General features: G+C 66.1%; 7 protein-coding genes. 6 read left to right on the top strand and 1 reads right to left on the bottom strand.

Annotated features, from left to right (window positions below; all coding sequences use genetic code 11):
- The first annotated feature begins 13 nt into the window (after positions 1-13).
- The 3 genes from aceF (at position 14) to msrA (ending at position 5631) form a co-directional block, all read left to right on the top strand.
- Positions 14-2002 (top strand): dihydrolipoyllysine-residue acetyltransferase, encoded by a 1989-nt coding sequence (aceF, locus tag AABM56_RS04400; protein ID WP_347883859.1) that lies wholly within the window; start codon positions 14-16, stop codon positions 2000-2002.
- Positions 2003-2283: 281 nt separating this feature from the next.
- The gene (locus AABM56_RS04395; protein ID WP_133862994.1) at positions 2284-4890 is read left to right on the top strand and encodes a bifunctional diguanylate cyclase/phosphodiesterase; all 2607 of its coding nucleotides are present in this window, start codon (positions 2284-2286) and stop codon (positions 4888-4890) included.
- An 81-nt stretch (positions 4891-4971) separates the two neighbouring features.
- The gene (gene msrA / locus AABM56_RS04390) at positions 4972-5631 is read left to right on the top strand and encodes a peptide-methionine (S)-S-oxide reductase MsrA (protein WP_133862995.1); all 660 of its coding nucleotides are present in this window, start codon (positions 4972-4974) and stop codon (positions 5629-5631) included.
- A 124-nt stretch (positions 5632-5755) separates the two neighbouring features.
- On the opposite strand, the gene AABM56_RS04385 is transcribed toward msrA, so the two are convergent.
- Complete coding sequence (locus AABM56_RS04385; protein ID WP_263259509.1) at positions 5756-6592, bottom strand: 23S rRNA (adenine(2030)-N(6))-methyltransferase RlmJ; 837 nt, start codon at positions 6590-6592, stop codon at positions 5756-5758.
- 129 nt (positions 6593-6721) lie between these two features.
- Here AABM56_RS04385 and AABM56_RS04380 point away from each other — a divergent pair, with 129 nt between their 5' ends.
- From AABM56_RS04380 to selO, 3 genes are all read left to right on the top strand, one after another.
- Positions 6722-8461, top strand: coding sequence for a potassium/proton antiporter (locus AABM56_RS04380; protein ID WP_133862997.1), 1740 nt, complete (start codon positions 6722-6724; stop codon positions 8459-8461).
- Between the two features lie 98 nt (positions 8462-8559).
- The gene (mscK, locus tag AABM56_RS04375) at positions 8560-11904 is read left to right on the top strand and encodes a mechanosensitive channel MscK (RefSeq protein WP_133862998.1); all 3345 of its coding nucleotides are present in this window, start codon (positions 8560-8562) and stop codon (positions 11902-11904) included.
- Positions 11905-12073: 169 nt separating this feature from the next.
- Positions 12074-13534, top strand: coding sequence for a protein adenylyltransferase SelO (selO, locus tag AABM56_RS04370; protein ID WP_133862999.1), 1461 nt, complete (start codon positions 12074-12076; stop codon positions 13532-13534).
- Positions 13535-13542 lie beyond the last annotated feature (8 nt).

Raw genomic sequence — 13542 nt, 5'->3', positions numbered from 1 at the left:
AGAGGAAACAACTGTGAGCGAGACCATCCGCGTACCCGACATCGGCAGTGGCGACGGCGAAGTCATCGAGCTGCTGGTGAAGGTCGGCGATACCGTCGAGGCCGAACAGAGCCTGGTGGTGCTGGAGTCCGACAAGGCCAGCATGGAGATTCCGGCCCCCAAGGCCGGCAAGATCGCCGCCCTGCACATCAAGGTCGGCGACACCCTCAAGACCGGTGATCTGCTGATCGACCTGGAAGGCGAGGACGCCGCCAGCGGCAGCGAACCCGCCGCCGAGCCCAAGGCCGAGTCCAAGCAGACCCAGGTCGAGGAAAGCGAAACCCCGACGCCGGCCGGCGACGAGGACGCTTCGGCACCCGCTGGCGAAGGCGAGTCCCAGGAAATTCACGTTCCGGACATCGGCTCCAGCGGCAAGGCCAGCATCATCGAGGTGGCGGTCAAGCCCGGCGACACCATCGCCGCCGAGCAGACGCTGATCACCCTGGAATCCGACAAGGCCAGCATGGAAATCCCCTCCCCCGCCGCCGGCGTGGTGGAGAGCGTTTCCGTCAAGGTCGGCGACGAAGTGGGTACCGGCGATCTGATCATGGTCCTCAAGGGCGCCGCCAATGCCAAGCCGAGCAAGAGCGTCGAATCCAAGGCCGGCGACAAGCCCGCCAAGGAAGCCGCCGAGCCCGAGCTGCACGAGGAAGCCGCCGCCGAGCCGGCCGGTGAATCGGTCGAGGAGATCAAGGTCCCCGACATCGGCTCCACCGGCAGTGCCAACGTCATCGAGGTGCTGGTCAAGGCCGGTGACCAGGTCAAGGCCGAGCAGTCGCTGATCGTGCTGGAGTCCGACAAGGCCAGCATGGAAATCCCGGCGCCCAAGGCGGGCGTGGTGGAAAGCGTCGCCATCAAGGTCAATGACCAGGCCAAGACCGGCGATCTGATCCTGACCCTGAAGGTGGCCGGTGCCGCGCCCAAGCAGGCGGCCAAGCCGGCTGCCGGCAATGCCGCCGCCAGCGCGCAGGCACCCGAGAAGAAAGCCGAGGCTCCGGCCAAGGCCGCCGCTCCCGCCAGCGCACCCGCCGCCGGCAAGGGCAAGAAGGTCCATGCCGGCCCGGCCGTGCGCATGGTCGCCCGCGAGTTCGGTGTCGATCTGGGCGAGGTCACCCCGACCGGTCCCAAGGGTCGCATCCTCAAGGAAGACGTCCAGACCTACGTCAAGGATCAGCTGCAGAAGAGCAAGGCGGCTCCGACCGCGGCCGCGGGCGTCACCGGTGGCGCCGGCATCCCGCCGATCCCCACCGTGGACTTCAGCAAGTTCGGCGAGATCGAAGAGGTGCCGATGACGCGCCTCATGCAGGTCGGTGCCAACAACCTGCATCGCAGCTGGCTGAACGTGCCCCACGTTACCCAGTTCGACCAGTCCGACGTGACGGATCTGGAAGCCTTCCGGGTCGGCCAGAAAGCCGTGGCGGAAAAGGCCGGCGTCAAGCTGACCATCCTGCCGTTCCTGCTCAAGGCCTGCGCCCATGTGCTCAGGGAACTGCCGGACTTCAACGCCTCCCTGGCCCCCAGCGGCAAGGCGGTGATCCGCAAGAAGTACGTGCACATCGGCTTCGCCGTGGACACCCCGGACGGCCTGCTAGTCCCGGTCATCCGCAACGTCGACCAGAAGAGCCTCCTGCAACTCGCCGCCGAAGCCGCTCAGCTGGCGGAAAAGGCGCGGACCAAGAAGCTCAGCGGTGATGACATGCAGGGCGCCTGCTTCACCATCTCCAGCCTGGGTCACATCGGCGGTACCGGCTTCACGCCGATCGTCAATGCCCCGGAAGTGGCGATCCTCGGGGTGTCCAAGGCCAGCATGCAGCCGGTCTGGGACGGCAAGGCCTTCCAGCCGCGCCTGATGCTGCCGCTGTCGCTGTCCTACGATCACCGCGTGATCAACGGGGCGGCCGCCGCGCGCTTCACCAAGCGCCTGGGCGATCTGCTGGCGGAAATCCGCGGTCTGCTGCTGTAAGCCGCCACAGGACGGTAACGGCTTCCCGCTACCGTCTTCTGGTGTAGCGCAAGAACCCCGCTCAGGCGGGGTTTTTGCTGCCAGATCAACCGAAAGATCCAGGAAAAAGGTAGGATGGGCGCCCCGAGCGCCGCCCCTTGCATGGGCCGACCTCTATCGGGCAACCTTGACAGCCATCCCAGGGTGCTGGCGAGGCGGAGAGGAAAAGGATTAATGATTTGTCTGTCCTTTCCGATAAACCTAGGACATCTTTCCGTCTTCACAAGGACGCGGACCCTCGCATGAGTATTCACTCCGATGCTGCCGATGCCGCGGTAGCCGATCAGGCGGGCGCGCTCAGCGCTCCTGCCCGATTGGGCTTGCTGCGTTTCGAGCGTCTGAATGAAGCCTCCTGGGCGATGCTCTATCTCGATTCCCGCTGTGAAGCCAGCCTTGGCCTGCCCGCCCAGGCGCTGTGCTCGCTCATCGATGCCCCCTATGCCAGCCTGATGGAACCTAGCGTCCGTCATCGCCTGCACGAAGACATCCAGCTGCAACTCGCCGAGCACGGCAGCTATCAGGTGCGCTACCTGTTCCACTCCCCTGCGGCTCCGTACCAGGTGGTCGAGGTGGGCGAAAGCCTGCAGCGCCACGGCCGCCCCCTGCTGCGCGGCTATTTGCTGCGGGTGATGAACGACGACGGCCTGGCCGGCGAATGGGAAGCCCACAACCTGGCCCTGCGCTCCACCCTGGCGCTCCTGCAGGACAGCCAGGACCACCGCCAGCAACGGCTGGGGATGGCCCAGGCGCGGCAGACCCTGCTGCTCGAACTGTCCCGGCTGGCTCTGCGCCAGGCACCGGTCGACGACGAACTGGTGCAATTGCTGCGCGCCGAGGGCCCGGCCGCCTTTGCCGCGGACGAACTCAGCCTGTGGCGTTACGAGGGCAATGGCCTCGTCACCCTGTGCAAGGAAGAGCGCCTGCCGACGCTGTGCAGCGACCATCGGCGCCGGTTGCGCGAGCAGGGCGTGATCGAAGACGCCAGTCAGGTGCTGCACCCGCCCCATACCGGGGGCGGAACGGCGCTGGACGTGGCGCTGCTGCATGACAATCAGCTGATCGGTCTGCTCTGCCTACGCCGGGACCACGCGGCCACCTGGGAAGCCGAGGACGTCGCCTTCGCCCGCAGCCTGGCCGAGTGCCTGGCCGCCCTCCTCCAGCAGCCGGAGCGCCTGCCCAAGGTCGCCCATCCCCTGACCCGGGTGATGGAAGCCAGCAACGATGCCTTCCTGCTGCTGGATGCCAGCGGTTGCCTGGAGCACGCCACCGACAGCTTCGCGCGGATCACCGGATACCCCATCGGCAAGCTGCAGGGCCTGCACGTCGAATCCCTGCCAGCCCTGGAAAACTGGGGCGAGCTGCTCTACGAAGCCTGGCAGCGGTTAGCGCACCAGGACAGCTGGCAAGGCGAACTGCGCTGCTATCGTCGCGACGGCGAGACCTACTGGGGCCAGCTATCGCTGTCCAAGATCCAGCAGCCCAATGGCGACCTGCAGGGCTATCTGGGCATCTTCCAGGACACCAGCAAGACCCGCTTCGCCCAGCAGCACAACGACGAACTGGTGTTTCGCGACAGCCTCACCGGGCTGGCCAACCGCAGCCACTTCATCGCCCGCCTGGAAGCGCGCCTGGAGCAGTCCAGTCCAAGCCGCGAACACTCGCTGCTGCTGGTGGACGTCGACAATTTCAAGAGAGTCAACGACAGCCTCGGTCATCGTATCGGCGACCAGTTGCTGGTGGGTCTGGCCCGGCGCCTGCGCAGCGCCCTGGGCAAGGGCGCACTGATCGCCCGCATCGCCAGCAACGAATTCGCCGTGCTGCTCGAAGGCATGGATGCGGTCGCCGCTGACAGCCTGGCCCGCGACACCCTGGTGGCCCTGGATCCGCCACTCTATGTGGAAGGCCACCCGACCCTGATCAGTTGCTCGATCGGCCTGACCACCGCGCGGCCGCACGAGACCGATCCGCAGACCCTGATCAAGCACGCCGGCCTCGCCCTGCACAGAGCCAAGGCCACCGGCGGCCATCAGGTCCAGGTGTTCACCGAGGCGCTGATCGCCGAAGCCAGCAACAAGCTGTTCGTGCAGAACAACCTGCGCCGAGCCCTGGAACAGAACGAACTGCTGGTGCACTACCAGCCCAAGGTCTGCCTGAAACGCGCCAAGCTGCTCGGCCTGGAAGCCCTGATCCGCTGGCAGCACCCGGAAAAGGGCATGATCCGCCCGGACCAGTTCATCAGCATCGCCGAGGAAACCGGGCTCATCGTGCCCATCGGCAAATGGGTCATCCGCGAGGTCTGCCGCCAGCTGCATCGCCTCGACGCCGCCGGCTTCGACGATCTGCAGATCGCCATCAACCTGTCGCCCAAGCAGTTCACCGATCCCGACCTGGTGCAGTCCTTCGTCACCATCCTCGACGAGGAGGGCATCGCGCCCAAGCGTCTGGAGCTGGAACTGACCGAAAGCCTCCTGCTGGATGCCACCGACGCCACCCGCAACACCCTCGAAGCCCTCAAGCGCCTGGGCATGAGCCTGGCGATGGATGACTTCGGCACCGGCTATTCGTCGCTCAGCTACTTGAAAAAATTCCCCATCGACGTCATCAAGATCGACAGGAGTTTCATCAAGGACATCCCGGACAACCAGGACGACATGGAAATCACCTCCGCGGTGATCGCCATGGCCCACAACCTGCGGCTGCAGGTGGTTGCCGAGGGCATCGAGACCACCGAACAGCTGGCGTTCCTGCGCCACCATCGCTGCGATATCGGCCAGGGCTATCTGTTCGACAAGCCCATCCCGGCCGACCAGCTCGACGCCGCCCTGGCGCGTTACCTGCCGACGCGCTGACCCGCCGCGCGGACTCGACCCCGCTGCTGCGATTTTGCGTACACTGAGCTTTTCGCCTGGCCCTTTCCCACGAGGTATCCCATGGTCCTGCGTTCCGAAATCCTGACCAAGAAGACTCATCTGCCCGCCGCCGAGCAGGCGCTGCCCGGCCGCGAGACGGCCATGGCCGTGCCCGCGGCCCACTATGTCAACGGCAATCCGTTGCAAGGCCCCTTCCCCACCGGTCTGCAGAGTCTGGTGGTAGGCATGGGCTGCTTCTGGGGCGTCGAGCGGCGCTTCTGGCAACAGCCGGGCGTCTGGACCACCGCGGCGGGCTATGCCGGCGGCCATACCCCCAATCCGACCTACGAAGAGGTGTGCTCCGGCCTGACCGGTCATACCGAGGTGGTGCTGGTGGTGTTCGATCCGGCCCAGACCTCGCTGGAGGCGCTGCTGAAGATCTTCTGGGAAGCCCACGATCCGACCCAGGGCATGCGCCAGGGCAACGACGTCGGCACCCAGTATCGCTCGGCGCTGTATTACACCGACGACAATCAGCGGGAAGCCTTCGAAGCCAGCCAGGCCGCCTTCCAGGCGCAACTGGTCGAGGCCGGTTATGGCGAGATCACCACCGAGATCGCCCCGCTGCCGCCCTTCTACTACGCCGAGGCCTATCACCAGCAGTACCTGGCGAAGAATCCCAACGGCTATTGCGGCCTGGCCGGCACCGGCGTCTGCCTGCCGCCCAGCCTGGCGGTCTGATCCCGAGCCGCTGCGGCGGCTCTCTTTGTCGGGCTTCGGCGGTAGAGCCGCCTCGACCCAACCTACGCCAACCTTTCCCGTAGGTTGGGTTGAGCGCAGCGAAGCCTAGCAGCGCCGGGCCTCGCTATTCCGCGATCAGCCAGTCCAGCCGCCAGCTGCCTTCGCCCTGGGCCAGATGCTCGGCCAGCCAGGGCAGCAGGTCGCGCAACTCTTCTTCCAGGCCCCACGGCGGATTGACGATGGCCAACCCCGAGCCATTGAGCCGGGTGGGATCGTCCGCCGCGCGGATCAGCAATTCGACATTGAGCAGCTTGGGCGCGCCGCTGGCCTGCAGACCGGCATGAAAGCGTCGGAGCTGGCGGCGATCCTTGATCGGATACCAGAGCATGATCACCGTCTGGCGCATCCGGCCGATGGCCTCCTCGACCGCCTTGACGCAACGCTCCAGCTCGTCGGCCTTCTCGAAGGGCGGATCGATCAGCAGCAAGGCCCGGCGCTCGGGGACCGGCAGCAGCGCCCGCGGCAGCAGCCAGCCATCCTTCTGATGCACCGCGACCCGGCGATCGCGAGCCATGTTTTCCTTGAGCAGGCGACCATCCTCCGGGTGCAGCTCGTTGAGCAGCAGGCGATCCTGGGGGCGCAGGGCCTGGCGCATCAACTCGGGCGAGCCGGGGTAGTAGCGCAGCGCGCCGTCGGGATTGAGCGCCGCCACCGCCTCGCGATAGCCGACAAAGGCCGCCGGCACGGACTCCAGGGCCCACAGCCGTCCGATGCCATCGCGCCATTCATCGGTACGACTGGCCTGATCGCCGGCCAGGTCATAGCGACCAACGCCGGAATGGCTGTCCAGATAGGCGAAGGGCGTCTCCTTGCGCGCCAGCAGCGCGGCCAGGCGCAACAGGGTGGCGTGCTTGAAGACATCGGCGTGATTGCCGGCGTGGAAGGCGTGTCGGTAATTCATGGGATACTCCAGCGTCAGCCCTACAGTGTACCGTCTTCCTCGGGCGCCAGCGGCGTCGCGCTTTGACACCCCGGCCACCCAGCGGGTTAAATCCCCAGGTTCTTCAATTCTTTACCCCAGGAGTCACGCTTGGACGCTGTCACCATCAACAGCTTGTTCTTGATCGGTGCGGTGCTGATCGGCCTGTCGATTCTGGTCAGCTCGATTTCCTCGCGGGTCGGCATCCCGATTCTGGTGATCTTCCTGGTAGTCGGCATGTTCGCTGGCATCGACGGTCCCGGTCACATCGCCTTCGACAACTATCCGATGGCCTACCTGGTGGGCAACCTGGCGCTGGCGGTGATCCTGCTCGACGGCGGCATGCGCACCCGGGTGTCAAGTTTTCGCGTGGCGCTCTGGCCGGCGCTGTCGCTGGCCACCGTGGGGGTGATGATCACCACCGGCCTGACCGGGGTCGCCGCCGCCTGGCTGTTCGATCTCAGCCTGCTGCAGGGCCTGCTGATCGGCGCCATCGTCGGCTCCACCGACGCTGCGGCGGTGTTTTCCCTGCTCGGCGGCCGGGGCCTCAACGAACGGGTCACCGCCAGTCTGGAAATCGAATCGGGCAGCAACGATCCCATGGCGGTGTTTCTCACCGTCACCCTGATCGAGATGCTCGCCAGCGGCCAGAGCGGCTTTTCCTGGAGCCTGCTCGGGCATTTCGTCAGCGAATTCGCCATCGGCGGGGTGATCGGCCTGGGCGGCGGCTGGCTGCTGCTGCAGCTGATCAATCGCATCCACCTCGCCGACGGCCTCTATCCGCTACTGGCCATCAGCGGTGGCCTGCTGATCTTCGCCCTGACCAACACCGCCCATGGCAGTGGCATCCTCGCGGTCTACCTGGCCGGTCTGCTGATGGGCAATCTGCCGATCCGCAGTCGCCACGGCATGCTGCACATGCTCGACGGCATGGCCTGGCTGGCGCAGATCGGCATGTTCCTGGTGCTGGGCCTGCTGGTGGAGCCGCACAACCTGCTGCCCATCGCCCTGCCCGCCCTCGGCCTTGCCCTGTGGATGATCCTGGTCGCCCGCCCGCTGTCGGTGGCCATCGGCCTGCTGCCCTTCCGCGCCTTCCACGACCGGGAAAAGGCCTTTATCGCCTGGGTCGGGCTGCGTGGCGCGGTCCCGATCATCCTGGCGGTGTTCCCGATGATGGCCGGGCTGCCCCAGGCCCAGCTGTTCTTCAACGTGGCCTTCTTCATCGTGCTGGTGTCGCTGCTGGTGCAGGGCTCCAGCCTGCCGCTGGCCGCCAAGCTGCTCAAGGTGACGGTGCCACCGGAGCCGGCGCCCTTCTCCCGCGCCGGCCTGCAGGTCCATCCGACCAGCGAATGGGAGCTGTTCATCTATCGCCTGGGCGCCGAGAAATGGTGCATCGGCGCCGCCCTGCGCGAGCTGAAGATGCCCGAAGGCACCCGTATCGCCGCGCTGTTCCGCGGCGAGACCCTGCTCCACCCCTCCGGCAGTACCACCCTGGAAGCCGGCGACATCCTCTGTGTGGTCGGCCACGAGCACGATCTGCCGGCCCTCGGCCGGCTGTTCAGCCAGGCACCGCAGCAGACCCAGAGATTCTTCGGCGACTTCGTCCTGGAAGCCGACGCCGAACTCAGCGCCGTGGCCGCGCTGTACGGCCTGCAGCTGGGCGAGGTGGACGGCAACCAGCGCCTCGGCAGCTTCATCACCCACGAGATCGGCGGCGAACCCATCGTCGGCGACCTGGTGGAATGGAATGGCCTGGTCTGGATCGTCGCGGCCATCGAGAACAAGCGCGTGCGCAAGGTCGGCGTGAAGTTTCCCGAAGGCCGCAGCAGCGGGCCCGCGCTCTTTCTTTAACGGTGGATGAACAGGGTTCGCGCCCTGGAAAGCGCTATCTTGCGCCCATGGCAGCCTGGCTTTAACCTCGCGCCTTTCCACTGCCCGACGCCCGCCGCATGCACCGCCTGTCCGCTCTGCTTCGCGCCGCCGCTCTCTGCGGTTGCCTGTTCACCCTTCCCGCCGTGGCTCAGGATTCCGGGCCGCCGGATGCCCAGCAGGTGCAGCAGAATCTGACCGGGCTGGCCGATCGCAAGCTGCCCGCCCCCGAGCAGAGCGCCGCCCAGGACAGTCTGCAGCAGACCCTCAAGCTGCTCGATCAGCGTGACCAGTACGTCAAGCAGCTGGCCGATCTGCGCCAGCAGCTGGCCCAGGCGCCGCAGCAGATCAAGGATGCCCAGCGGCAACTGGCGCGACTGCGCGCCGAGCCGATCAAACCGGCCGAACAGCGCTATGCCGGCGCCACGCCCCAGGCCCTGGAGCAGCGTCTGAGCGAGACCAGCCTGGCGCTCAACAGCGTGCAGGACGACCTCAATGCGGCCAACAGTCTGGTGATCAATGCCCAGACCCGTCCCGAACGCGCCCAGGTGGACATCGCCAATCTGCAGACGCGCCTGCAGCAGATCGCCGATCTGCTCAAGAACGGGCGTGAGAACGCCAAGCCAATTACGCCCGAGCGACGTGGTCAGTTGCTGGCGGAACAGGCGGCCGCCAATGCGCAGATCCAGCTGCTGCGCCAGGAACTGGGCGGCAACAGCGTGCTGCAGGATCTGGGGGCCATCCGCCGCGAACTCTTCACCGAACAGGTCAAGCGCTACGAGCAGGAGACCCTGGACCTGCAGACGCTGATCAGCGGCAAGCGCCGCCAGCAATCGGAAAAGACCCTGGCCGAAGCCTCCCGCGAATCGGAAAAAACCGCCGGGGACGATGTGCTGTCCCAGGAGACCGGGCTCAATCTGCAGCTGTCGGACTACCTGCTGCGCGCCACCGATCGCCTCAACGACCTCAACCGCCGCAATCTCGAGTCGCGTCAGCAGTTGGACCAGCTCAAGCAGACCACCGAGAACATGGAGCAGCAGATCGGCGTGCTCAAGGGCAGCGTGCTGCTGTCCAAGCTGCTCTATCAGCAGCGGGCAGCACTGCCCTCGGTCAAGGTCAACAAGGACCTCACCGACGACATCGCCGATCTGCGCCTCTATCAGTTCGAACTCAATCAGCAGCGCGCCCAGATCGCCAATCCGGAAGGCTACGTCGACAATCTGCTGGCCCAGCAGCCGCCGGAAAAGGCCACCCCGCAGCTACGTCAGCAACTGCTCGACCTGCTCAAGACCCGCAGCGAACTGCAGGAGCGCCTCAACACCGAACTCAATGCCCTGCTCAGCGAATCCATCGATCTGCAGCTCAACCAGAACCAGCTGCGCAGCACCATCACCAGCCTGCGCGGCACCCTCGACGAGCAGATGTTCTGGATTCCCAGCAACAAGCCGCTGGACTGGAACTGGGTCAAGACCGCGCCGCGCAAGCTGCTGCAGCAGCTGCGCGACGTGCCCTGGGGCTCCAGCCTGCATGAACTCTATGTCGGCCTGGCCGAGCGCCCGCTGCTGCTGCTGCCGCTGGTGCTGGCCTTCGCCACCCTGATCTGGCAGCGCCCGCGCCTCTATGGCCGGGTCCACAAGCTCAACCAGGACATCGGCCACTATCAGCGCGACAGCCAGTTGCACACGCCCCAGGCGATCCTGCTCACCATCCTGCTGGGCCTGCCGGCAAGCCTGGTGCTCTGGCTGGGCGGCGTGGCCCTGGAAGGTGACGAACGCGGGGTCAACGCCGCCATCGGCGCGGCCCTGCTGGAGATCGCCGCCGGCTGGCTGGTGTTCTACACGGTGTATCGCCTGCTGGCCTCCGGTGGCGTGGCCGAGACCCATTTCCGGTGGGCCCGGCCCCAGGCGCAATCGTTGCGCCGGCTGGTCAGACGGGTGGGGCTGCTGGCCCTGGCGCTGATGGCGGTGGTGGCCATCGCCGAGCGCCAGCTGGCTGGCCTCGCCGACGACGTCCTCGGCATCCTCATCGTGCTGGTCGCCTATGCCAGCCTGGCCTGGATGCTCGGTCGCTCCCTGCTCAATGCCACCGCCCGCGAGCGCCTGCCGTTCTTCCGCCTGCTGCTCGGCCTGATGATCACCGCCATTCCGGCCGTGCTGTTCTTCGCCGTGCTCTTCGGCTACTACTACACGGCGCTCAAGCTCACCGATCGCCTGGTGGACACCCTCTATGTGCTGATGGCCTGGATCATCCTCGAAGCCACCCTGGCCCGTGGCCTGAGCGTGGCCGCGCGGCGCCTGGCCTACCAGCGCGCCATCCAGAAGCGCCAGGCGCAGCAGGAGGACGCCGAGGGCGTCGAGGTGGTGCAGGAGCCGACCCTGGACATGGAACAGGTCAACCAGCAGTCCTCGCGGCTGTTGCGCCTGACCCTGCTGCTGGCCTTCCTCGGCGTCCTCTACCTAGTCTGGGCCGATGTGGTGGCGGTGTTCTCCTACCTGGACAACGTCACCCTCTACCAGTACACCAGCGGCACCGGCGCCGCCGCCACCCAGGTCCCCCTGACGCTGCGGGTGTTCATTATCGCCCTGGTGATCGCCGGCCTCACCGTCGCCCTGGCGCGCAACCTGCCCGGCCTGCTGGAGGTGCTGGTGCTGTCACGCCTGAATCTGGCCCAGGGCAGCGCCTACGCCACCACCACCCTGCTGTCCTATGTCATCGTCGGCTTCGGCACCGTGACCACCCTGGCGACCCTGGGGGTGAGCTGGGACAAGCTGCAGTGGCTGGCCACCGCCCTTTCGGTCGGTCTGGGTTTCGGTCTGCAGGAGATCTTCGGTAACTTCATCTCCGGTCTGATCATCCTCTTCGAGCGCCCGGTGCGCGTCGGCGATCTCATCACCATCGGCAACGTGACCGGCACGGTGAACAAGATCCGCATCCGCGCCACCCATATCACCGACGCCGACCGCAAGTCGGTGGTGGTGCCGAACAAGACCTTCGTCACCAGCCAGCTGATCAACTGGACGCTGACCGACACCGTTACCCGTATCGTGCTGACCTTCGGCGTCAATCGCGGCAGCGATCTGGCCCAGGCGCAACAGCTGATCATGCAGGCGGTGAAGGAGAATACTCGCGTCCTGCACGACCCCGAACCCTCGCTGTTCGTCACCCACTATGGTGCCACCACCCTGGATCACGAATTGCGCATCTATGTCCGGGAACTGGGCGATCGCAGCGCCGCCACCGATGAGCTGATTCGCCGGGTCGACCAGCTGCTGCGCGACGCCGGCATCAATCTGCTGTCGACGCCGCAGATGGAGATCACCCTGAAGAATCGTCACGGTGCGGAGAAACAACTGGGCAAAATGACTCTCCTACCTGAAGGGGATGCCCAGCAGGAGGCCGAGGATCCCAAGCCATCCAAGGCCTGACGGCCCCCAAGAGCCTGTCCATAATCTGCTGCGCGTCGGACAACCTGCGTTGAAAATGGCTTCGGTATGCTCATTTACCACTCGTAAACTCCGCTTCCTCCGCCATTTTCGCCTTATTTGGCTCTAGCTCGCGAGATTATGAACAGGCTCTACAGCCCCTGGGATACCCATGAAACAGCTGCTCGACCTGACCTTCGACAACAGATTCGCCCGCCTGGGCGATGACTTCTCCACCCATATCGACCCCCGGCCGCTGGACGATCCGCGGCTGGTGGTCGCCTCGCCGGCAGCGATGGCGCTGCTGGACCTGGACCCGGCAGTGGCCGAGACGCCCGAATTCACCCAGGTGTTCGCCGGGGCCCAGCTCTGGGACAGCGCCGAACCCCGGGCCATGGTCTATTCCGGCCATCAGTTCGGCTCCTACAACCCCCGCCTCGGCGATGGCCGCGGCCTACTGCTGGGCGAGGCGGTCAACGACCGCGGCGAACACTGGGACCTGCACCTCAAGGGCGCCGGTCTCACACCCTTCTCGCGCATGGGCGACGGCCGCGCCGTGCTGCGCTCCTCCATCCGCGAATTCCTCGCTTCCGAGGCCCTGCACGCTCTGGGCATCCCCACCACCCGGGCGTTGTGCGTGATCGGCTCCGCCACCCAGGTGGTGCGCGAACGACTGGAAACCGGCGCCACCCTGCTGCGTATGGCGCCCAGCCACGTGCGCTTCGGCCATTTCGAATACTTCTACTACACCCGCCAGCATCAGCTGCTGGAGCAGCTGGGCGAGCATGTGCTGGCCGCGCACTTCCCCGAATTGCTGACGACGCCTGAGCCCTGGGCCGCGCTGTTCCGCGAGGTGGTGGAGCGCAACGCCCGGCTGATCGCCCACTGGCAGGCCTATGGCTTCTGCCACGGGGTGATGAACACCGACAATTTCTCGATCCTGGGGCTCACCTTCGATTTCGGCCCCTTCGCCTTTCTCGACGACTTCGACGCCCAGTTCATCTGCAATCACTCCGATCACACCGGGCGCTACTCCTACAGCAACCAGGTGCCCATCGCCCACTGGAACCTGGCGGCCCTGGCCCAGGCGCTGACGCCCAAGGTGGCGGTGGAGACGCTGCAGGAGAGCATCGCCCTCTTCCTGCCGCTGTACCAGGCCCAGTATCTCGACCTGATGCGCCGTCGGCTGGGCCTGCAGGAGGCGCGGGAAGAAGACCAGGAGCTGGTCGAGCGCTTGCTGGCCCTGATGCAACAGGGCGGCGTGGACTATCACCTGTTCTTCCGTCACCTGGGCGAAGACGAACCTGCCGCGGCGTTGGCCCGGGTGCGCGAGGACTTCATCGACCTGCGCGGTTTCGACGACTGGGGCCAGGCCTATCGCGCGCGCCTGGAGGCCGAAGGCGGTACCGCAGCCGACCGCACCGCACGCATGAATGCGGTCAATCCGCTGTATGTGCTGCGCAACTACCTGGCCCAGCAGGCCATCGAGCAGGCCGAAGCGGGCAACTACCGCGAGGTGCGCCTGCTGCACGAGGTGCTGTCACGCCCCTTCGAGGCCCAGCCGGGACGCGAGCGCTTCGCCCAGCGACCGCCGGACTGGGGCAAGCACCTGGAGATCAGCTGCTCGTCCTGAGGCCGGCC

The organism is Pseudomonas aestiva, from assembly GCF_039908605.1.
Lineage (GTDB): Bacteria > Pseudomonadota > Gammaproteobacteria > Pseudomonadales > Pseudomonadaceae > Chryseomonas > Chryseomonas aestiva.
The sequence above is the reverse complement of the archived record's forward strand: the minus strand, read 5'-3'. Positions and strand labels throughout refer to the sequence as shown.

Excerpts from the sequence above, each read along its gene's own strand:
- selO (WP_133862999.1), top strand. The coding sequence starts at position 12,074 with ATGAAACAGCTGCTCGACCTGACCTTCGACAACAGATTCGCCCGCCTG.
- msrA (WP_133862995.1), top strand. The coding sequence starts at position 4,972 with ATGGTCCTGCGTTCCGAAATCCTGACCAAGAAGACTCATCTGCCCGCC.
- AABM56_RS04385 (WP_263259509.1), bottom strand. The coding sequence starts at position 6,592 with ATGAATTACCGACACGCCTTCCACGCCGGCAATCACGCCGATGTCTTC.
- AABM56_RS04395 (WP_133862994.1), top strand. The coding sequence starts at position 2,284 with ATGAGTATTCACTCCGATGCTGCCGATGCCGCGGTAGCCGATCAGGCG.
- mscK (WP_133862998.1), top strand. The coding sequence starts at position 8,560 with ATGCACCGCCTGTCCGCTCTGCTTCGCGCCGCCGCTCTCTGCGGTTGC.